This is a genomic window from Paenibacillus sp. BK720 (genome assembly GCF_011761545.1).
GTDB lineage: Bacteria > Bacillota > Bacilli > Paenibacillales > Paenibacillaceae > Pristimantibacillus.
Genome location: NZ_JAASRQ010000001.1, coordinates 808,009 through 830,943, shown reverse-complemented (window position 1 = coordinate 830,943; position 22,935 = coordinate 808,009). Strand labels below are relative to the sequence as shown.

The following is a 22,935-nucleotide window of genomic DNA, read 5'->3' as shown; positions in this document are numbered from 1 at the left end:
GCTGTCCCCATAAGGCATTAATATGCCACAAATGGAACAGCCCCTTCATGTTTGCACAATGGTTTAGATCGTACTCAAAAGATCATTCAAAATTTCGGACATGGAAGGATGCGTAAAAATCGTATCTCGAAGCACCGTATAAGGCTGCCCGGTGTTCATAAAGGTAGAAACCGTATTAACGATCTCGCTTGATTCCGCAGCAAACATTGTGAATCCAAGCAGCGCATTGGTCTCCACGTCGATTACGGCTTTCAACAAACCTTCGGTCTGTTTGAGCTGACGGGCTCTTGGCGAGGCTGCGGCAGCAAGCTTTGCCGCTTTTACGGAATATCCCCTTCTTATCGCTTCCTCTTCCGTTAATCCGACATGCGATAACGGAGGATCAATAAAGACGGAATACGGGATGTTTTTACGATCCTCCGTTGTGCGGAGATCCTTGCCATACAATTGATCCTTTATGATGCGATAGTCATCAAGAGAGATATACGTGAACTGAGGTCCTCCGTTAACATCGCCGATCGCCCAGATGTGCGGAACATTTGTCCGGAGTTTATCGTCAACTTTAATAAACCCGCGGTTCGTAACTTCCACGCCTGCAGCTTGGAGGTTTAACCCTTCGGTATTGGCCGAACGTCCCGTTGCTGTCAGAACGGCTTCCGCCTCCAGTTCTCCCACTGTTCCATCGGCAGATTTCACAATTAGCTTCGCCGTCGGTCCCGTATCTACGATCTCGCTAACTTCTGTCTCTAATAAGACTTGAACGCCTTTGTTTTCGAGAGTGCGCCGCACTTCCGTGGCTATGTCGGAATCCTCTTTGGGCATGAAGCGATTACCTCTTATCAGGAGCGTCACTTTCGAACCAAAGCCCGCATAAATCGAGGCAAATTCCATTCCGATGTAGCCACCGCCAATGATGGCCAAGCGAGCAGGCCATTGATTTAAATCCAACAGCTCCGCACTTGTATAGACAAGATCGCTCGTAATGCCAGGGATTCCCGGTACGTCCGGCTTAGCCCCGGTATTAATAAAGATTCGGTCCGCTTCCACAATTATTGTTCCATCAGTCGTATCGACTTGCACTTCATTAGGCGACAAAAAAGAAGCCGTTCCGGTTATTACCTTTACTCCTGGCTGTTCGTTTACATTGTTGAAATTCTTTGTGCGGAGGAGGGAAACAAGAGCATCTTTCTCCATAATCGCTTTGGCATATTTACTCTTCTTTTCATCGAGGGTATGCTCTTCGTTCAGCGAAATGAAATGGGCTTCATGCGCCAATGCCTTAGTCGGAATGCAACCCACATTAATGCAAGTTCCTCCATACATCGTCGGAGATTTTTCTACGAGAGTTACCTTTAATCCTTGCGAAGCCAGGAATGGCGCCAGCGTTTTTCCGCCCTTGCCAAATCCGATAATTAAAGCATCAGCCTTATCTCTTTGAGTATCCATGATCAGGTCACCTCATATCACATTTGCAAAACAATCTTCCCAACGGTACGGCCTGTTTCCAATAAAGCGTGCGCCTTGCGCAGGTTCGTCGCATTGATCGGGGACAGGATTTCGTTAGTGGTCGTCCGGATGATACCCTGATCGATGAGTGCCGCTACTTCGTTAAGCAGATTGTGCTGCTCAATCATATCGGGCGTCTGATACGTCGGACGGGTAAACATAAGCTCCCATGCAAAGGTTGCGCTTTTATTTTTAAGCAATGTTAAATTCAACAATTCGTCTGTCTCTACGATAGAGCAAATCTTGCCTTGAGGGGCAATCGCCTCAGCCATCTCTTTCCAGTGTTTCTCCGTGCTGTTCAAACAGAGGATGTAATCAACATTCTCGTACCCAGCTGCTTTCAATTGGGGAACGAAGGGTTCAAAATGGTTAATCACTTTGTCCGCACCGAGATTTTTGACCCATTGGACGGATTCAGGTCGGGAAGCGGTTCCGATGACCGTAAGACCCGCATGCTTCGCTAACTGCGTTGCAATCGATCCTACACCGCCAGCCGCTCCGATAATCAGAATCGTCTTCCCGCTGTTATTGCCAGGGACAGTAGAAATTCCCAGACGGTCGTATAAGCTTTCCCAAGCCGTAATCGTGGTCAGCGGAAGAGCTGCGGCTTCGGCAAAATTCAGGCTGGACGGCTTCCATCCAACAATTCGTTCGTCTACGAGATGAAATTCGCTGTTGCCGCCGGCCCTCGTGATGCTACCGGCGTAATACACTTCATCGCCAGGTTGAAACAGCGTAACCTCCGCTCCTACCTCTTCAACGACACCGGATACATCCCAGCCAAGCACGCGAGGAACGCTTTCCGTACGCTCCTTAGGGGCCCGAACCTTATAGTCAACCGGATTTACGGAAATCGCCTTGACCCGCACAAGCAGGTCCTTACCCGTAGGTTTAGGTTTTTCCAATTCAATGTCCATTAAACTTTCCGGATGCTCAATCGGCAAATATTTGTAGAGTCCTACTGCTTTCATTTTTTCAGTCATATTCGTCTCTCCTTAGAATTAATAAAATATACTTAGTTACAATAATTAACTTACAGATCAAAAAAAATGGATATGCAAACTTACCATTTTTCCCATCTCGCTAAAGTCAATTTATCATACCAAGTTAGTTTTTACAACTTACTTTTTGTAAAAATTGCCGGGTTTAAAATAGCCCGACTCATTTACTCTATCAAGTGCAGCTGCCCGCAATTCGCTCGACTGATATATTATCCACCAAGCTTTCGCATTTGGGACAGTAATAACGCAGCTCGATTTCATGGCCACAGTCTGCGTGCTTCATCACTTTATAGCTTTTGTCCAAATGTTTTCTCCCCCACAGAAGATAAGCATTCAGTACCATCTCCAAGTCATGTCCGCTTTCCGTTAATTCATATTCGTAACGCGGGGGGTGCGCGGAGTATAGATTGGAGGCAATAAGTCCGTCTTCCTCCAATTGCTTTAACCGTTCGGAAAGAACGTTCGCCGAAATCGTCTTCAGTGCTTGCTTGATTTCGTTAAAGGTCTTCTTTCCCGTCATTATTTCATGGATTACCAGCAGGGTCCAGCGGTCCCCTATAATATTGAGGGTCTGTGCTATGTTACAGTCCAGTTGATAAATGCTCTTGGACATCGTTCTCCTCCTTAAGACTTCGTTTCATTAGTTACATTGTAACAATATCGACTAAAATAAATCAATTGCACTAGAAGCCGCAACGCAAAGCTCCAAGCTGTCTGGATCGTATTTTCCCAAAACTAAATAACGGATGGCTATTCTGTATAATACTTACATTTTTTAAGTAGTCATGATATACTACCCTATATCAAAATTTAACAACTATAGGGGGATATTTTTGAGTAATAGAATCATGATAGACAACACCCGGTATTCGTTACATCTGGATCATGATCTGACAAACGCTGCAGCTGACATTTTGTATTCCATCAATGGTTGCCAGGTTTTACAGGTTAGTTTCGAGGCATTAGAGATCGATAATATTCACGATGAAGCATTAAGGCCATTTTTTGGTCTGATCGATTTCCGCATAGTAAACAACAGCATAACTCTGGAAAGGATTCTCGAAATTCTAAACCAAGAGCTCCTTCCTTCTCTTGAAATAACAGATCATAAAATCTAAGAAAGCAATTTCTGAAAAAGCGGCTATATAGTTTATGTTCAACACAAAAATCCAGTTCAGCGCGGCTGAACTGGATTTTTTGCTTTGACGCAAGGGCTAGGTTTATATAACGTTTAAAAACTCGCTTCGCCTGGTAATTTCCGCGGATAAGCTTGCCGTCATGCTGAAGCCTACGCAAATAAACTGAACATCCGTATTGATATTTATATATCTGAATAGCTCGAATATCTCAGAGATATTCGAGCTGGCTTCTAATTCTTGAATATCATCAAAAACAAAATGAGAGATCTTCTTTTTCGCGATTTCCGAACATAACAAGTGAACTAAGTAATCATTTTGATATTGCTTTACAAAAGGAACTTCTATCGCATGCAGCAATTGAAGAATCAACGTTTTCGTGGATCTAGCAGACTTTAAATTCATATAAATGGCATGCCCATTATCCTTACAATATCTCTTTAGCACAAAAGAATTTCCGGTTGTATGCTCCGCTTTCAGAAAGCAAAACACCTTATCGTTACTCTCATTCAGAAAGTTTGATATGATAAGATGGGTCTTGTCATAGCTTAGTTGTTGACTCACGAAAATAACCTCCAAATATACCAGATATTTAGAAGTATCGTCACTGCAGCTAACTTTTATACAATAGTAGATTAGATAGGAAATCTTAGATTGGTTAAGCGATCCTCCAAAATCAGGCGCAGCTCTTCCGGAATCCGCTCGAACATAACCCCCTTCCCCAAGAACAAAAGCCAATCCGCGTAATAAGCCAGCTCCTCAACGTCAGTCACATCCAGCTGAGCATTAAAAATCCCGCTCGATTGAAACATTCCGGTAAAGGACAAAATAATCCCCGGCGGGTGCATGCGTTTGAAACGCTGAATTCCGACCGCGTCAAGCTTTACAACAAGATTGGACTGACGCGCACCCATCCGTTTTTTGCTTAAAATCTCTTGCTCGGAGTACTTCATCTCATGATCGGAAATAGCGGAATCCCGCAGCAAATCAACAGGCAAATAACGAAACTCATCCGTATCAAAATCATATACCTCTACTAGCCACTGCGCGTTCGAGTTGAAAATGTGAAGCAAAAAAACGTCCAGCAACTGCGGCCAGCCAGGACTCGGCTCATACGTCACGCGTAAATGCTTATCTCGCACAGCTAGCGAAATCAACTGGTTTAGCTCCGCAGGCGCCGCATCATCGAGCTCCAAAAGATTCGGATTAGCAGGATTCGTATTTTCAAAAAGCAAAATATGATTCAGCTCGATCAGCTCGTCTTGCTGCGTTTGCGACGCGATGCCGATAAGCTTCTCCGTGATCGAGCGGCGGTTTTGCAGATAAGGCAGCTGTGAATTTTTCGAGGCGATAAAACTGATGAAAATCGCCTTCAGCTCATCCGGCGTGAACCGTGCTGCCGGCAAATACTGATTTTGCAGGACATTGTAGCCCCCGCCGCGCCCCAGCTCGGTCGTCAGCGGAAAACCCATCGCTTGAATCTCATTAATGTCGCGGATCGCCGTCGCGCGGGAAATCTTGAACTCCCGCTGAATCTCGGCAATCGTAAAATGCGCGCGGTTATTGATGTAGCGCATGATTAGGTTTACTCGTTCTGTTTTCTTCATGATTTTATTGTATCAAAAAAGTATCATTTTTTGATACATTCGGCCAATAGAATCGATCTTGTAAAAGTAAATCCGCAAAGGAGAGAACAAAATGTCTAACTACTCCATCAAAACGATCTCGGAAAACTACAAAATGACTGCTTTCGGTGTTTCATTTGAGGACTTTAACGACTGGGCAGGCAATGCGGCAAAAACGGCGGCGAAAAAGGCTGAAATCACTGAAAATGGCAAGCTTGCCGAGCTTCGCGCGCTGGCTGACGGGCAGGAATATCAAATCAATTATGTGCTCGAAGGCAAGGCTTGGCGCGGCTTCGGCGTGATGGGAGATTTCAAGGTGGAAGACGCGGTCGTTCTCGATTTCCTCGCTGGCGACTACCTCGTTGTACCTGGCACAGGCGCTGACAAAGACAGCCTCGCGGATCAAATCACAGGCAAAGTGTTCGGCGGTTTGCTGCAAGAAATTACAGATTACAAATACGTTGGCCCGGGTAACTCCACATTCGTCAAAGCGGCTGAAAACGGTGAATTCTACGGCGAAATGTGGCTTCGCGCAAAAAAAGTGGAAAACTAATCTTTGTGGAATGCGAAAGGAGCTCATATGGCAGCAGAATACACAATTGAACACAAAAAATCATTCACATTAACCGCGTACGGTTTCTCAATCCAGTCCAATTTTCAAGACATGACAGCATTGCAAAAGGAAAAAGCCGAGTTTTGGGGCAAACTCAAGGCTGACGGGCGATTTGCCAAGCTCAAAGACGCCGCAAAGGACGATCGTGAATGGTCAGTGAACGAAGTTTATCAGGGCAAGCCGTGGAATTATTTCGCGGTAGAAGCCGGAAAATCAGTTGCTGACGCAACTCGCCTTATCGAGTTTCCGGAGAGCGAGTACATCGTGGTCGCGGGGAATGGCGACAAGGAAACCTTGTTTGATCAGTTGACGTACCTTGCTTTCGGCGAAGTCCTGAGCCAAATCACCGATTATGCTTACATCGGCGGTCCAAATGCGACCTATCGCGAAGATAACGGCGAGGGCAGTTTTTACGGCGAATTCTGGGTACCCGTGGTTAAAAAATAATTTTCGCGGAATTATGGGCTGAAGCTGCCGAAAGTGTCGGCAGCTTCATTTCGGTTCCGATGGCTAGTCCAATCTCAAGATCGCCTCCGAAGAATGATTTGTCCGACATTAAAAATTATCCAACTTATCAACTGTTTCTTTGTCTCATTAGGATAAAGCTTCCATTAATTTGATGTACTGCAAATCTCCTAAACCGTAGTGAGGGAATCGGTGAAATAAGCGCTGCAATAATTCATCCTTCGTCTTATCTTTATGCTTCTTAATAAACGCGGTGATTTCGTTATCTTCTTTTATATATTCTAGATATAAACGGATTCCCTGGTACATCACAGGCATTAAATGGGCTTCGGGTAAACGATGATGAATCAAAACCTGTTGGTAAATTTCTTGATAGCCTTCCAGCCTGATTTCCGTTTCTTCCACTTCATAAGTCATTTCCTTCACCGTATGGAAATACACTTTCCCATCGTATCCCATTTGTTCTAAATACGCCAATACGGTCAGTAGATTGATTTGACAGAACATGTCATCTCCGAACCACAAAACGATGCATTTGTATTTGTTCTCAAACAGGGATATCAAAGGAGTCACGGTAATTTTCTCATACTCCTCTAAAGGCACTTGATGTCCGGATGCTCTTATTTGTTTAAATTCATCGCTGAAGATCGCAGCGGTCGTATCGTTTGAACACATGGCTTCATTGAAAGGAACATAGTCGCCATTTTCCATTAACTGATGACGATAAAATTCTTCAAACATCATCTGTCCATTTAAGATGTTTAAAATATCTTGACCAAATTGATCCTCAATCTTATTTTTCAGTGCCCCAATCTTTAATTTCTGCGAGATGTCCACCGATCAGCTTCCCTCTCAACGATTGATTTTTTATATCCCAAAAGTTCAATTCCCAAATTTTTTGCATCAAATTCAGTGCGTAAAAACATTTTAGAGATTTATCTATATGACTTAATGCTCCATTCTTTGTTTTTATATACGAGCCAATATTCCAACCTGGCCCTTGCTTTATATCTTTCCATGTTAGTATAAACATCGTCAAAGTCGTATACCTTACCAATAACGTTAAATGGAATTTCTACGCCGTTTCTAGATTTGATTAATTTGTATAAATCAATCAATATTCCATCTCTGGCCATTTGAGCCAGTTCTTCTGCAACGTCTACATTCAGTGACCTTACATTCTTCTTATAAGACTTCAATCGAAATGAAATCAAATGCCGCAATACTTCAATGTAATTATTTATATCTTTGTAAAAAATTTTGTTGAACCAACCATCATCATGTGCCAAGTATACAATTTTATTGTCAAGTTTATCGAAAAAGGGGCTTGCTAATGGTTGTTTATAATGACTTAAATACAACAATTCTGCTTTCTCTTGTGGTACTAGATTATCAAGGGCACTAACCGTATTAAAATCTACCCAACAAAAATCACCATAGGAATATACATTCTCATTGTAAAGGTCATTTAAATTTTCACTTGTAACAAACTCTAATCCGACACCAGAATGAAAGTCTTCACCCGCATATCCAGATGCAAGAAGCAAGATATAGTTTAATTCAAAAGTAAAACAATTGATAAAATCAGTAAACTCGATTCCCATTGATGTAACAGACTGTTCATCCTCATTATAAATCATGTAAATGATATCTTTTGATTTCATGGAAACCCCCTCGAAAAATTAGGTTAGTGAGATATAGTACCACCAAAGAAAGTACTCGCGCCTTGAGAAAACGGCCTCACTAACTCCTTAAGCGTAATAACTCTAACTCTTGAAGAACTTCCTTTACATCACAGCCGGGATTTAAGATATTGATTATCTCTTCCGTAATGGGGAAATCATTATAAATTTTTGCAACAGCCTCTAATGATGGCGATAATTCAAAATAGCCTTCTGCAAATTCTACAAAGTCCTCCGGTGTATGGAATATACAGCCGATTAAAAAATCGGAACCATCGCTTACACCCAATGGAATTTCAACTTTTCCCTTGTGCCAGTTAACGTCACTGCTTTTACGCCAAATACAAAAAGTCACATCGTCTTTTTCAATTGCATCATCTTCAAGCAAAGATAATAATTCCTTAGGAACGTCATCATAAATCCCTTGCAATACTTGATGTTCATCTTGAGCATATGGGCTTAATTCAGATTCATGATCGAAGCCTTTTATGATGGAGCCTTCAGGGGAAAACAAAATAATTAGATGGTCACCCGCTCCATTATCTATTTTCGCCATACAAACACCTTCATCCCAATCTTGAACAAAACTATGGTAACGAAGCCATTCATCTCGACAAAGAATAATATTTAATGACGCTTGGACTTTCATTAGCTTTTTTAAGATTATTGGATTTGGTAAACGCTCTAACACATTTACTTCCATGAATCCTCACCCTTTCGTCTTTTCTTGCAAAGATGCCATTCAAATGCCCTCTTTTTGCACGACTATTGAATTATCCTTTATTGAATTATTCTTAAAACTATTCGACTATCCTGCTCCTTTAGTTGAGAAAACAGCAGCTCACGAGATCATTTTACGAATTAAAAATACGCACCATTTCCCCAGGTATGAAAAAAATCAGCCAGAACCTGGCTGATCTGATTAGTTTGAGCACATCTAAGAATACATTTTATGAATACGAGGATAATCCGTTTCTGTTCGTACCGTCCAATTCAGCAGCCGTTCTATCAATTCGGATACGATTTCCTTATTCTCGGATAGATGAGCAACATCTCTGAGCTCCAAAGGGTCTTCAAGCAAGTCATATAATTCCTTGATCCCGTTAATACGGTAGACTAGCTTCCAGTGTCTGGTTCGGATCATTTTCGCTCGATAGATGGTCCATGGGTAATCGACAATGAGCTGCTGCTTCCAATGATAATTAGGTTGTCGCTTCTTGTGATCCTCGCTGTCCAACATAACTGTACGTGTCAATGCTGATTCTTCTACTCCCCCCTCGCAGAACACTTCCTCTTTGTGGCTGTCCGTCTCGCCCATAAGAAGCTTGTAAAGCGATTTACCCTGCATCCAATCCTGAGCATCCAAGCCGCATAATTCCAATAACGTAGGAGCAAGATCAATATTTTCCGTCATAGCATCCGTTCGACCTGCAGCAACTACTCCTGGCCAGCGAATTATTAGCGGAACTCTTACCAAACAATCGTAGAACACGGTATCCCACTTCTCTACCCCCACATGCTCACCGGCAAAATCACCATGGTCTGAGGTAAGGATTAGAACGGTGTCCTCAGCGATTTGGGCATTGTCTATAGATTGAACCATTTTCTCTATCTGATCATCCACATAAGAGACCATGCTGTAATAGCCTTCAACAACCTTCCGCCAATCATCATCCTTCAAATGCTCTAGATCATAAACTTCCCGATATACCTGCATGATTTGAGGTACTGAGTTAATATCCACTCTAACAGGCAATTTAATATTCCGTTCACGAATAATAGATATATACGGTTCAATATCTGCATAGGGAGGATGAGGGAAGTGATAATTCAATAGTAGAAAAAATGGCTGATCCTCTTGACTCCGTCGTTCAATAAAGTCTATTGCATCTCGTGTGGATAAAGTATCCGCCATCTCATCTGTTCCACTGAAATCGCCTCGATAAAAAGCTCTGAACAAGGAATCATCCGTTTCGAATTCCCGACGATCTCTAGGCACTCCTTTCCCCCAACGAATCCCTTTTTCGTCAAAGCACTCCGATAAAAATTCGCCCTCCATAGTATGGTTTTTACCAAAAATACCTGTCGTATATCCAGCCCTCTTGAGTTCAAGTACCAGGTTATTCTCATCTTTGCGCACTTCAAAGCCCGGTAATGTACGGTGTCCTTCCACATGCGGATATCGGCCAGTCATCAAAGCCGCCCTAGATGGCACGCACTTGGGAAATGTAACGTAAGCATGCTCGAACTGCATTCCCTGTGCAGCAAGCCGATCGATATGAGGAGTATACGCGTCCGGATTTCCATAACTCCCCAAGACATTCCACTTGCATTCATCCATTATAATCATTACGATATTAGGTCTCTTAGTTGCTTTCAATGGAGTTCTCCCCTCCTTCATATTGATTGGTCATAAACAGCCTCATCTGGTATTGTGTCGCTGACATGCCATAGTATTTGCTGAATGCGCGGGAAAAAGAATATAAGTCTGGGTAGCCGACTGCTAGAGCAATCTCCGTCATGCTTAATTCCCTTAATTTGAGCAGTTCCACGCTTTTATTCATGCGAAGCTGAACCAAATATTGCATAGGGCTAAGTCCAATGACATTGCTGCATTCCTGATAAACATGCGAACGGTGAACGCCCGCTACCTCAACGACGTCGCTTACCGTGATTCCCTCCATGTAATGCTTTTCCATAAATTGAATACAGCGCTGCAGCCTATTCGTAACCTCCCGCTTCACCTGTTGTCCATCGGACTTACGGGACAACGAATCAAAGAGTTGATATAACTTAGATTGCATTAACATTTCATCATAACCATTAATGTTGCGCAGCAGATCTTGTATTTGAATCATAATCGACTCATGGCCTAACGCCCAACGATTGAATAAAAACGGCCGATCTTTGCTGAATCCGATCCGCTCCAGCAAAGTTTCAGCATGATTTCCTTCGAACACTAACCAGCACAGTCGAAGAACGGTATCTTCCTCAACCATCTGATAGCTGTAACGATGATTAGGATAAGCGCAAAAAAGATCCCCTTCATGCAACAACACGGTTTCATTATCGTAATTTAAAGCGATGCTTCCACTTCTTACTGCATGTACCGAGTAATATTCCACTACTTTTGGCCCAACCTGGTAGTGGAGTTTCGCTTTGCTCTGCCCGGCTCGAATTACCCAAAGCCCTCCGTTTTTTTCAAAATCAGACGGCTTATGTTCTAAATATTCGGCAACTACATTCCCATATTTTTTCATAGACTCCCCCTCTTTGCCAAAGAGCTGGATTAGTTTAAATACGCAAAAAAATAGACGTTATCCCTAAATGCACACGCATGGAATGACGTCTCCGGAGTTCCGGTTGACTCAACAAAATATATTATTACAATAATTCCCATCAACTTACTATGCAAAGACGCATCAATAATATTACCTTTACTTCCTGTTTTTGTCAATGAAGTTGTGTTCCATTTTCCAGTTGCCTTCTATCCACTCAGAAATTTTACTCCTCAATGTAGAATCGTATGAGACACTATTCCCTGAAATAATAGGTGCATTGCGATCAAGATAGGATGGAGATGGGGCATCAAATAATAAGGTTTGTTGCAAAGCATGACGGCAGCGCATGATGTGTTCCTCATAATGGGGATCGTCGATTAGGTTATTTAACTCGAGCGGGTCACTCTGAAGATCAAAGAAGACGCATTTGGAATGATCTCTCGTCAAGATCAGTTTGTATCGCTCCGAACGAACCATATATTGTCGTCCTCTCGAATCTTCTCCTATAATAAATTCCCTGCCCTGCTCCTCGCTGCTCATCAAATCCATGCCTGCCATCGATTTATCCTTCTTCACTCCGGCAGCAGCCAATATTGTAGTCGATATATCGATATTGTTAATAAGCCGATCCGAACGCTCGCCAGCGTTCACGCCTCCCGGATATTTAACAAGCAGAGGGACTTTGGCAAGAGGCTCATACATGTAATTCGACTTTAGCAGCATATGATGATAACCCATATATTCGCCATGATCACTTGTATAAATGATCAACGTGTTATCATAAACCCCTTTTCTCTTCAAAGCCTCCAATAATTCGCCTGTCACACGATCAATGTGGCTGATGGCTCCATAATAATGGGTCATCGTACGCCGCAATTTCTCTTCAGTCAATTGTGTGTGATCGAAAAATCCCGGATGCATCCGTAAGTCTCGTTCCAATGGTTGATCCGTCCAGCCTGGAAGCAGATGAAGCTCAGTCGGATTATACATTGAGCTCCATGGAACAGGCGGATCAAACGGGTGATGGGGTTTAATGAAGCTGACCATCAACATCTCATTCTGTATGCTCCAGTTTTCGATTGCAGTCAGCGCCTGATTCCCGATCCATGTCGTCGAATGATGCTCCTCGTTTAAATTGGAAGCCTCCGTACCAAAGGTATCCCAATAGGATGGCGGAGCTTTCTCCCTATATTCCTTGACCTGATCCATCAGATCCAAGCGATCGAGCAGCCCCTGTTCCATCAAATAACGGTGATAGTCATCTTCATAACGTCCGTCGCCATTTTGTTCCGCTAGAATCATATCGTCAAAACCGACATCCAGATAAGTCGGAGTCAAATGCATTTTGCCGACAGCCTTGGTCCGGTAACCCGCTAGCTGCAAAAGCTTCGGAAAAGTAGCAATGCCTGAAGGAATCGTGCTCAGATTTCCCCAACCTAAATGTTGATGCGGGTAAAGCCCTGTAAGAAGCGAATAGCGGGAAGGCGTGCAAAAAGGCGAGCTGCAAAAGCTGTTTTTATAAGTCACGCCGTCTTCGCTGAGCGCGTCGAGGTGCGGCGTCCGAATGTCCGGGTTACCATAAGCCCCCATGCAGTCATAGCGATGCTGGTCCGAGACGATAAGGAGAATATTAGGCTTGCCCTGCCGATTAATAGTCATCATAATACGTCTCCCACATATCCATCCGGCCGAAACCAACCGCTTTACCCCACTGGGTCATATACTGAATATCCGATTTCTTCAAAGCAAGCTGCTCTCTTATCTGCTCTTGATTCCAATCTGCCTTCAACTTTTTCAAGAGCTCTTCCCTAACAGCATAATAGGCATATTGTTCGAATAAATTTTTCTGTTCTAGCGGATCATTGTCCAGATCAAAGAGCTGGGGAGGAAAGCCATCGTAATAGTTAAGCTTATAGGGGCCTAAACGGATCATACGGCTGCTTTGCCATTCACAGAATACAGGCCTACCGGTCCATATTTGATCTTGTTCTGGGTATTCATCAGGTTTTAATAAAGAGCTTAAATCCCAACCATCCAATCCAGGCATCTCTGGCGCTCCTGACAACTGAACGAGGGTTGGAGCAAGATCGATCAAGCTAACCGGTACATCGATGGTTCTGCCTTGGGCAATCAGAGATTTGGAACCTTCGGTCAATGGGTACCAAATCATCGGTACAGCTGAGGAACCCTCATAAAAACTTTGTTTCCAAAACATGCCATGATCGCCTGCCATTTCGCCATGATCGCTGACATATACGATAATAGTCTCGCCAGGCAGGGAGTTGGCTGCGTCCAGCACACGCCCAATGTAGGAATCAAGTCGTTGAACTAACCCTGCGTAGCTCGCGCGAACCGCATGCAACCTTTCAGCGGTGACATCGTCGATCTTCAATCTTCTGAACCAATCGGCAACCCAAGGATGGAGTGGTTCCCCATCTCGTGGAATTCCTTGAATATCTCTTAGCGCAGCCGAAGTTTGTTCATACACATCAGGCGGACAGATAAAAGTGGGATGAGGCCCATATAAACCAACCGTCAGAAACAAGCGTTGACTCGTTTCTTGCAAATTGCGTTTAGCAAGAAACTGCTCGCAAGCCGATATGACCGCTTCATCATAACGAAGGACCGGACTGTCTCCCGGGCCAGACAGCTCCAACGAATTTTTTCCTTGTCCTGCTGTCCCCTTCAGCCTTCCGTATGGAGTAGTCGGTCCACCATTATAGGTTGGTGTAATGTCCCCCACAAGCCGCTGCCCATAACCGTGACGTTGATCTGGTCCTTTGAAATGCATGCGGCCGCATAATACCGTTTCGTACCCGGCAAGCCCAAGCGCGTGGGCAAAGGTAGGCATTTCCGAAGAAAGAATATGTTCATTGTTATAAACGCCCGTTCTTGATGGATAACGCCCCGTCATCATGGACATTCGCGACGGAACGCAAAAGGGCGAATTGCAGTAGGCTTCCGTAAAACGGACGCCACCCTCCGCTAATCGGTCGAGGTTAGGAGTCTGCAGATAAGAAGCCCCTGCATTTCCCATCCAATCGGCGCGATGCTGATCGGACACAATCATAATGATGTTCGGCTGATTCATGAGTTGCCTCCTCCTGATCGAACGGTTATAAGAAACGTCTTGATTTCAAACGGCTGGAACCAGGCTTGAAACTGCTGAGATTCGAACGTCTGGGAAGCATTCTCCCGCTCCAGCAGATTCACTTCCGCTACATGCTCTAAGGGAAATAAGCTTTCAAAACATACATTTCCTCTTTTACCGGCGTATTCATAGCACCGCACGATCCATGCATCGGAATCCTCGGCCCGTTTGATCGTGTCGACCACCACATGATCACCTCTACAGCGGAAAAAGCTTGTTTTATCTGGCAGACTGCCATGCTGTACATTTAATAACTCTTTAACTTCAGGCAATTCTGCCAAGTGAACGGGAGAGTTCAACCTCTGAGCATGAATTATGGTAGAAGCCGCAAACCAATCCCCTTCATGAGGGAGCAAAGAATACGTAAACGTATGAAGCCCTTGATCGGCTAATGGATCAGGTGCAATTGATGATTTCAGCAACGTCAGCCGCATAACGTTATCTCGGACTTCATGACCATATTTGCAATCATTTAATAAACTTATGCCAGCTCCGCGTTCCGACAGATCGATCCACTTCTGCGCACAAGTCTCGAATCTGGCGTAATCCCAGCTTGTATTCCAATGCGTCGGACGCTTCACGTGACCATACTGAATTTCATACGTTGCCTCGACAGCACGGATTTGCAGAGGAAAGGCAACCTTAAGAAGCTGCGAACGCTCCTGCCAGTCTACTTTCGTCACGAAATCGATACGTCGATGATGCGGATATACGATCAGATCCTGCTCAATAACCGTCTCGCCATGCTTCCATTCAAATCGGATAACCGTTCTGAGCTCTCCTGATTCGATCAACTCGATTCGCTTGAGTCCTGTAATGGTCTCCGACTTTTCGTAATAAAACAGATCAATATCCCATGCATCGTTACGCAGTGGCTTATCTTCATGCAGGTCAAACCGGTTAGCCGCTTCACCCGGCTCAATAAACTCCCGCTTCATTCGTTTGTCGTACAAACGCATAAGCTGCCCGAATTCGTTCCACCGAATCTCATAATAAGGCGTGTTCAGCCCATCGCTTTGAACTTGAATAAGCGGCTGCGGCTTCGCAGCAGCAAACGTCTTGGTGGCTGCCATCTTACAACAAGATACCGTTGTATAACCAAATGCCGGAATATGCGGGACAAGCAATAACAGTTTCTCCTCGCCTGATCGAACACTTTTCTGCGATATCAGGTCATTCCCTTGACTATCTTTCCACGCCGCATCCGAATAGGATGAATGCCACGGAAGCTCAATTATTTCCGTACGTTCCCATTGGATCGTATTAAATACAAGGTAACCGTTATGGACGCCGCTTGAATGCATAATCTGGCTCGCTATGCCGCTAATCCCACGAGTAAGCGCATCTTGAGCTAATTGCTCCGCACGGTCGTAATCGATATGACAATCCTCATACACCTCAGCGATAGAGGATCCCGGCAAAATATCATGGAACTGATTACGCAATACAATAATCCAGCTTTCATGCAGTTCCCGGAAAGGATATTGCTTAAATCCCTGTAAAGCAGCTTTAATCGAATTGACCAGCTCGGCGTCATGAAGCAATCCTTCCATCCGCCGATTCATTGTTTTCACATAAGCTTGTGAAGTGAAGGTACCCCGATGTCGTTCGAGATACAACTCGCCATCCCAGGTGTGTACGTATCGATCCGTTTCCCGCACCCTCTTATCCAGCTCCTGGAAATAGCGGTCTGCCCTTCCTGTCACCACTTTTGGCATACCAGGCATGTGCTCAAATCTGCGACGCATCTCCAACATGTCGCGTGTTGGCCCGCCTCCTCCGTCCCCATGTCCGAAAGCAAGCAGAAACTTATCATTTATCTCCTTATCCTGATATTGCTCCCATGTGACAGCGAGCGTGCGAGCTGCGATTTGTCCGCTATAGCTGTACTGGTAGCCCTGCAGATTCGGAGTTGTTATATAATGCGTCAATAGCTTTGTTCCATCGATTCCCTTCCAATAAAAAGTATCGTGAGGAAACCGGTTGTATTGACTCCAGTTGATTTTTGTTGTCATGAAGGCACGAATGCCCGCTTTGTGCAAAATTTGCGGTAATGCCCAGCTGTATCCGAATACGTCTGGCAGCCATAGGTAAGTGCAGGATAACCCGAACTTTTCCTCGAAATAACGAATGCCATACAGCAGTTGACGGGTTAATGACTCGCCAGTAGGAATATTGCAATCCGCCTCCAGCCACATCGCTCCTCCAGCTTCCCACTGCCCGGAAGCCACCCGGCATTGAATCTGCTCGAACAACGCTGGATAATCCCGTTCCAAATCCTCATACAGATGCGGCATCGTTTGCAAATAGACGTATTCCGGGTATCTCTCCATATAACGCAATACGGTCGAAAAGGTTCGCGCCGCTTTCTCCCGCGTATGCCTCAGCCTCCATAACCAAGCCACATCAAGATGAGAGTGACCAATAGCGTGAATTGTAACCGGATTTCCGCCAGCAGGTATCGCTTCCATTTCATGTTTCAAGCTGGTGTTTGCCCGCAGTATACTTTCGTTGAAATCAACACTGCCCGGATGGCGCCAATCAATCTGTGCAAAAGCACGATCCAGTGCCTTAATAAGCGCATCACGCTCCCAGCGATCCTCTTTCAAATACATGAACGTTTGATACACGGCGAGGCTGCTGTAATAGAAATCATCCGTAACCTCTTGCAGCAGGGCAATCTCAGAAGTTTGAATCTGATGTTCTAATTCCACCCGCTTCCCTGAATGCCCGTTTAATCCCGTCCATAATTTGAATAACAATTGAATCGTCGTACCCGCTGCACCGCTCGGCAGGAAAACCTCCCGGTGATTACCCCCTACCCCTTGATAAGGAACACCATTGACATAGAGCAGAGATTCAAAACCGGAAGTATGTCCGGGTCCTGTTTTGCCAAAATCAAATAAGCCAACGATTGTTCGGCCTTGCCACTCCAGCGGAATATTGACTTCGGTCTTCAACCATGCGATTGTATCCCAGCCCTGCCATCTATCACCGATTCCAATCGTTCTCCACTCGGCATTGTCCGGCGGCAGTACGCCAATCTCCGCTGTTTTATCTATCCAGAACTGATAGATTGGAATTTGTCTTTTGTCCGTATAACGCCAAGACTCTACCTCTTGAATTCGTTTCTCCAGCTTACGCTCGGTTAGAAACATCACAATCCCCCTTATGTCTCCTTTGGCATCTTCGTTTCATCGTCTCCCTTTCCTTGCTTCGAGATGGTAGGGATCATAAGAAGAATATTGTCGGTTTCTTGGCGTTGGCACTTCCGATAATGGCACTTGACGGAGCTGCTGTCCGTCCTCCGACAACCCGCCCTTGTAGTCTTCCCGTTGGAAAAACTCCAGTAAGGCTGTTCGTAAAGTCTGCTTTGTTTCAGCATGAGAATCATCATTTTCGAGAGGAACCAACTCATTTGGATCAATCTCCAGATTAAACAACGCTTCCCTGCCTCCATTTGGTGAATAGATATACTTCCACTTTTTTGTGGCAGCCATATAAATCGAGGAGATATTGACCGCTTCTTCCCTTGGTATAACGCCGTAAGGATTGGTAACAAGCTCCCCAAAGGTTATTTCGCGTGGTGTATCGTGTGATGACCTTAGCAGGCTGTGACCATCCAATACGTTCCGCTCATCCAGAAGATTTGCCGCATCCAGCAGTGTTGGCGCAATATCACGGTGACCAACAAGCTGATCGCTTACCGCTCCCTGCGGTAAGCTGCCAGGACAAGAGATGATAAACGGAATTCTAGCTGAACCGTCATAGAAAGATCTCTTTCCCCACTGATAGTGGTCTCCCAGCATTTCACCATGGTCGGAAGTAAATAATATAACCGTTTCTTCCCGCAGCCCATGCCGCTCTAGCTCGTCTACAATTCTTCCAATCTGGACATCTATCTGAGAAATGCTGGCGTAATAAGCCGCCTTGATGAGACGAGTCAGCGTATCTCCAGGCTGCTCCATCCACTTGGCGTAATTTTGCGCTTGCTGCAGCGGCCATATTTCGTCCCTATCTCGTTCATTACGAACGGGAGGCGGCAGCACTTCCGGATCATATAGATTTAAGTATGGGGTTGTCGGATCAAAAGGCGGATGGGGTTTGACAAAAGAAGCGGTAATAAACCACGGCTTATCCTTCACCGATAATCGATTGATCGCATCAACCGTCTGATCGCCAACCCAGGTCGTCTGATGGAGCCGATCAGGTAATTGCGAGACCTGCGGAATATAGTAATATTCATGACGGACACCCATCGTTTCATAGACCCAATCAAAACCTAAATCACGGACATACCGGTTATAGTCATCCAGATCGGGATGCCCCATTTCCTCCGAGCGATAGACATCCTGGAAGCCCCAAGTATTATCCCTCGGGATGGCATGCATCTTCCCGATGCAGGTTGTCTGATAACCCTCATCATTCAATGCATGGACAAAAGTAGAGGACAGCGGATTCGCAAACCCGTTCCCCATATTCCCTGTGCGGTGCCCCCATTGGCCGCTGAACATTACCGCGCGTGCAGGACAACATTCCGGCATTTCGCTATACGCATTCGAATAAAGCGTGCCGGTCTCGCATAACCGGTCCAAATTAGGCGTTTGAATATAGGCGTTGCCCGCTCTCGCAATCGTATCCGCGCGTTGCTGATCCGTTATAATCAGAAGCAGATTTTTCCGTTGTCGCATAGCGTTCACTTCGCTTTCAGCAACCAAGCGCTGCTGCCAAAGTGTAAGCAGAGCGCCCAGTCGCAATCTCATCCTTTCATTAATGCGGGATTTCTATCGTTGTCTGGCCTCTCTTAAACAACGTGCCGATGTTATTGCCCGGAATATTGTAATTCGAGCCGCCGTAAAACTCCTTGACGTAGTCCCAGCCTGAGCTGCCTCCGTTGTTTTTGCCCATATTAGCAATCGTAATATTGGTGTTGTCGTTCGTGCTGCTGGTTGTGTCATTCAGCTTGAAAATCTCTCGGCCCGTCAATGGCTTCAGTACTCCCGAGTTGCCGATGATATTAATATTGTTCGAATGATTGATAACAAGAGCACTTGAGAACTGATTATCCGGATTATTCGTAGTGCTTTCGAACTTCGCCGAGAAAATCGTAACATTGGAGCTGTCTTTAATAATGGCCTGCGGATTGTTATTTCCGGTTCGTGCATATTGCGAATGGAACATATAGAAGATCAAAGGCTGTGTAGTCCCTTCTACGCTTTGGATTCTAAAATTATTATCCTTTGGTCCGTATCTGCCGATAGCGAGGAGGTTATACCATTTCCCTCCGCCATTCCCTTCAACAACGACCCATTTCAAAGAAGGGTTATGCGGAGCATCCGCTTGTATATCGGCCGGTTTGACCCATATGTCCTTCACAATGGAGTTCTTGCCCGCCTTCCAATCAACCGCGTAATAAAGCTGGTCTTGCACAGGAAGCTCCAGCTTTACATTCGCAAGTACCGGTGAGGCATTCGCATCATTCACAGTCGTAATAATCGGGGTATCCGCAGCAGGCGTACTTGTTGGACTTACCGCAATGACCGAAGCCGTCTTCGATACGCCAAATAACTGAGAAGTGCTCTTCAGTATCAATGAACTGCTAATGATGTATTTACCTTTAGGAAGGAATACTTTACCTCCCGTATTCAGTGCGCTTTGAATAGCTGCCGTATCATCTGTCGTCCCATCGCCTTGCGCGTTATAAGGTGCGTCTTTGACATTGATAACTCCCGCCTGGTCAAATGCCGTGAACTTCTCGCCGCCTGCCCATACATGCCTGGAGATCAGGTCGGTAGGAAGCCCCCCAGAACGGGTGTAATACGGACCACTCACCGGATAAGTATGTCCGGTGACATAACTGCCATCGACCAGCTTGGTCTGATTCGGTGTGTAGCCCTTGTCGTAAGCATATTCGCCAACGTTGATCCAAGCATTCTGATCACCTGACGCTACAGACAAGTCCGAGGATGGATCAGTGGAGTGACGGATAATATAACCTGCATTAATGGCATAGACGTTACGCAAATAAACGGAGCGGTCCGTGTTCTGAATAATCGTTGCATTGGACTGAAGGGTACTTAGTCTTACGCTGCCATCGACCAAACTGATATTGCCGCTGCTTTCCGTACCATCAGCTTGTTTTCCTACTGTAATAACCGGTCCGGCAGGTTTCGTGATATGGAAGCCAACGACGGTGAGCGGCGATTTCCCGTTATAAAAAATCGCAGCTTCCGTCTGCTGTTCAAGCTTAATGCCCGTGATGAGCGGCGCTGGCTGCGAATTCTCCGCATAAACGCCGTATTTTCCGCCCTCAACCTCGATATTGGTAATGCTTCCTCCGCTCCCAATAATGTCGAAAATACCGGCGAAAGCATTGGTCGCATTGATATAAACATCTTCAATTGCGCTTCCTTCGCAGCTTTGATGGCGAATAGCAACGGCGCCCGGATTCAAGCCCAAATCGAAATCTATGCCACGAATAACATTGTCGAAGCTCTCATTCGGCTTTTCCGTACCCAGATCAACATCATCTTCTCGCCAGAAATGAATGACCGGCTTAATATGATGGCTGCCATCCACTGTTGCATAAGGTCCGTTGACATCGTCAAAACCTACGGAGTTGTCCTTCAGCTTAATAACTGGTCGCTCGCTGCCTGTTGTCGCGCCAACAAGGTAGTTGCCAACTCTTGCTTCCGTCATTTGGCCATGAGGAATATACGCTTCAATGGTGTCGGATACCTTGTAGGTTCCTGCCGGGAAAAAGACCTGCATATTGTACGCGAATCCATCATTTACAGCGTTTTGGATAGCTGCAGTCGCATCGACCGCTCCTGTAGGGTCAGCATTGTATGGAGCTGCGGTAACGTCCAGCAATCCGTCTAGTGCATACGCATTTGAAGGATTGACGCCGGGTGGAAATCCTGCCGCCTCTGCCTTTTTCGGCAGAGGCACTAGAATGATTGAAGCCAGAATGACCATGATGAACAATCTCGAATACCGTTTTTTCACCATTGCTTCCCCCGTTCACTCGCTTATTTGCTTGCTTTCTCGGTTTCTACAGCTTTATTGATTTCGTCTTCCGCTTGGCTTAGCGCTGTATTGATATCAACCGAACCTTTCTTAATCCCGTCGAATGCTTTGTTGATAATGGGCGAAGCAACATAATCATAGGTGCTTGGCGGGAGCTCAGACAGCTTTTGTTTGAAAGCGGCTTGCAAGTTTTTCCCTTCGAAGAAGGTTTGGTCAGCTCCAAGCTGAGCTTGAATCTCCGGGTTGCTAAGCGGCGACAGGAATCCGTTACGTACCAAAGAAGTTTGCACCTCATCTGACAGCAGGTATTGGATGACCTGGAAGGCTTCATCCTTCACTTTGCTGGTAGATGTAATGGCGAAAGCTACGCCATCTGCCTGAGGATCTGTATTAGGCGCATCGGGGAACGTCGGGAACGTTACGATATCCCAGTTCAAGTCCGGCACTTCTTTGGCACGGTTAATCATGCCGAGCAAACCGCTTGCGAACATGGCTGTTGTCCGATCCTTCAGGAATACATCATAGCCTGAGGTTTCCCCTGTATTTCCAGGAATTTGGACAATGCTTTGAATCGTTCTTGCAATCGTTTGCCATTGCGGCGTTGTAACGACAGCCTTATCGTTACTGTCAAGAATTGGCTGTGCAAGCTGCCCGCGCATCAGATTCATATTTGTAAAATCCAAGCCGCGGTATTGAACGCCGTTATCTTCTCTCGTTACCTTTTTGGCCAATTCGATCACTTGGTCCCAAGTCATGCCGTCAGTCGGATAAGGAACGCCGAACTTATCGAATATATCCTTGTTATAGACAAGACCGTATAACGTTTTCTTCTCCGGCAAGCCGTATAGCTCGCCATTACCGCTCAAATCTTGAATCGATTTCAGCAAAACGGGATCAAATCGCCCGAGGTCAACCTTATATTTACGTACCAAATCGTTCAGATCCGTTTGCAGACCGAGGCGAATCACATTGGACTTGATCTCATCCTTCGGAACAGCCAGCAAATCCGGTGTATCGCCTGAAGCGATCAGCTGATCAAGCGGTGTATTTTTCTTGTCTGCTCCAAGCCTTTCAATCGTAATTTGCGGATACTTTTTACTAAGCGGATCCGTGATCTGTGTTTTGAATTCGGAGTCCGGCATACCTGCATAGATTTTTAACGTAATCGGTTTTATCTCATCCGCAGGCTGTACCGATGATGGGTTATCCGTTTGCTGGGGCTGATCGGATTGAACCGCTTGATTCGTCTGCTCGTTAGGTTGAGCAGTTGCGTTGTTATCGTTCGACCCTCCATTACTGCAAGCGCTTAGGAGTAAAGTGAATAATAATGCGATCGATAATATCGTTTTTGATTTCCATGCTTTCATCGATTAACTCTCCCTTTTCTCATTGATTTACTCTGATTAATACGTATAATAACTCGAAACTCCAATCCAACACCCTATC

General features: G+C 45.2%; 18 protein-coding genes. 2 read left to right on the top strand and 16 right to left on the bottom strand.

Annotation, left to right across the window (positions count from 1 at the left end; all coding sequences use genetic code 11):
- Nucleotides 1-63 precede the first annotated feature (63 nt).
- The 5 genes from FHT67_RS03525 to FHT67_RS03505 form a co-directional block, all read right to left on the bottom strand.
- Complete coding sequence (locus FHT67_RS03525; RefSeq protein WP_167195745.1) at nt 64-1,446, bottom strand: FAD-dependent oxidoreductase; 1,383 nt, start codon at nt 1,444-1,446, stop codon at nt 64-66.
- 17 nt (nt 1,447-1,463) lie between these two features.
- Complete coding sequence (locus FHT67_RS03520) at nt 1,464-2,489, bottom strand: zinc-binding alcohol dehydrogenase family protein (RefSeq protein ID WP_167195742.1); 1,026 nt, start codon at nt 2,487-2,489, stop codon at nt 1,464-1,466.
- A 190-nt stretch (nt 2,490-2,679) separates the two neighbouring features.
- On the bottom strand, nt 2,680-3,120 hold the full coding sequence (locus FHT67_RS03515) for a winged helix-turn-helix transcriptional regulator (protein ID WP_132303974.1): 441 nt from the start codon (nt 3,118-3,120) through the stop codon (nt 2,680-2,682).
- Nucleotides 3,121-3,727: 607 nt separating this feature from the next.
- Nucleotides 3,728-4,207 (bottom strand): AAA family ATPase, encoded by a 480-nt coding sequence (locus FHT67_RS03510; protein ID WP_167195739.1) that lies wholly within the window; start codon nt 4,205-4,207, stop codon nt 3,728-3,730.
- A gap of 71 nt (nt 4,208-4,278) precedes the next feature.
- Complete coding sequence (locus FHT67_RS03505; protein ID WP_243866889.1) at nt 4,279-5,250, bottom strand: helix-turn-helix transcriptional regulator; 972 nt, start codon at nt 5,248-5,250, stop codon at nt 4,279-4,281.
- A gap of 91 nt (nt 5,251-5,341) precedes the next feature.
- Here FHT67_RS03505 and FHT67_RS03500 point away from each other — a divergent pair, with 91 nt between their 5' ends.
- On the top strand, nt 5,342-5,821 hold the full coding sequence (locus FHT67_RS03500; protein ID WP_167195736.1) for a hypothetical protein: 480 nt from the start codon (nt 5,342-5,344) through the stop codon (nt 5,819-5,821).
- 27 nt (nt 5,822-5,848) lie between these two features.
- The gene (locus FHT67_RS03495; protein WP_132303967.1) at nt 5,849-6,328 is read left to right on the top strand and encodes a GyrI-like domain-containing protein; all 480 of its coding nucleotides are present in this window, start codon (nt 5,849-5,851) and stop codon (nt 6,326-6,328) included.
- Between the two features lie 147 nt (nt 6,329-6,475).
- Here FHT67_RS03495 and FHT67_RS03490 read toward each other — a convergent pair whose 3' ends face one another.
- The 11 genes from FHT67_RS03490 to FHT67_RS03440 form a co-directional block, all read right to left on the bottom strand.
- Entirely contained in the window at nt 6,476-7,183 is a 708-nt protein-coding gene (locus FHT67_RS03490; RefSeq protein WP_167195733.1) for an AraC family transcriptional regulator, read from the bottom strand.
- A 98-nt stretch (nt 7,184-7,281) separates the two neighbouring features.
- A complete protein-coding gene (locus tag FHT67_RS03485) occupies nt 7,282-8,010 on the bottom strand; it encodes a hypothetical protein (protein WP_167195730.1) in 729 nt (242 codons plus the stop codon).
- 79 nt (nt 8,011-8,089) lie between these two features.
- Entirely contained in the window at nt 8,090-8,731 is a 642-nt protein-coding gene (locus tag FHT67_RS03480) for a hypothetical protein (protein ID WP_167195727.1), read from the bottom strand.
- Between the two features lie 234 nt (nt 8,732-8,965).
- Nucleotides 8,966-10,408, bottom strand: a complete 1,443-nt coding sequence (locus FHT67_RS03475; protein WP_167195724.1) for a sulfatase-like hydrolase/transferase — start codon at nt 10,406-10,408, stop codon at nt 8,966-8,968.
- Nucleotides 10,395-11,288, bottom strand: a complete 894-nt coding sequence (locus tag FHT67_RS03470) for an AraC family transcriptional regulator (RefSeq protein WP_167195721.1) — start codon at nt 11,286-11,288, stop codon at nt 10,395-10,397. Before FHT67_RS03470 ends, FHT67_RS03475 begins: the two co-directional genes overlap by 14 nt.
- A 177-nt stretch (nt 11,289-11,465) precedes the next feature.
- On the bottom strand, nt 11,466-12,971 hold the full coding sequence (locus FHT67_RS03465; protein ID WP_167195719.1) for a sulfatase family protein: 1,506 nt from the start codon (nt 12,969-12,971) through the stop codon (nt 11,466-11,468).
- Complete coding sequence (locus FHT67_RS03460) at nt 12,958-14,400, bottom strand: sulfatase-like hydrolase/transferase (RefSeq protein WP_167195715.1); 1,443 nt, start codon at nt 14,398-14,400, stop codon at nt 12,958-12,960. The genes FHT67_RS03465 and FHT67_RS03460 overlap by 14 nt, the downstream gene beginning before the upstream one ends.
- On the bottom strand, nt 14,397-17,618 hold the full coding sequence (locus FHT67_RS03455; RefSeq protein WP_167195712.1) for an alpha-mannosidase: 3,222 nt from the start codon (nt 17,616-17,618) through the stop codon (nt 14,397-14,399). Before FHT67_RS03455 ends, FHT67_RS03460 begins: the two co-directional genes overlap by 4 nt.
- 36 nt (nt 17,619-17,654) lie before the next feature.
- On the bottom strand, nt 17,655-19,151 hold the full coding sequence (locus FHT67_RS03450; protein ID WP_167195709.1) for a sulfatase-like hydrolase/transferase: 1,497 nt from the start codon (nt 19,149-19,151) through the stop codon (nt 17,655-17,657).
- A 79-nt stretch (nt 19,152-19,230) separates the two neighbouring features.
- Nucleotides 19,231-21,468 (bottom strand): glycosyl hydrolase family 28-related protein, encoded by a 2,238-nt coding sequence (locus FHT67_RS03445; RefSeq protein ID WP_208403100.1) that lies wholly within the window; start codon nt 21,466-21,468, stop codon nt 19,231-19,233.
- 23 nt (nt 21,469-21,491) lie between these two features.
- The gene (locus FHT67_RS03440) at nt 21,492-22,856 is read right to left on the bottom strand and encodes an ABC transporter substrate-binding protein (protein WP_167195703.1); all 1,365 of its coding nucleotides are present in this window, start codon (nt 22,854-22,856) and stop codon (nt 21,492-21,494) included.
- Nucleotides 22,857-22,935 lie beyond the last annotated feature (79 nt).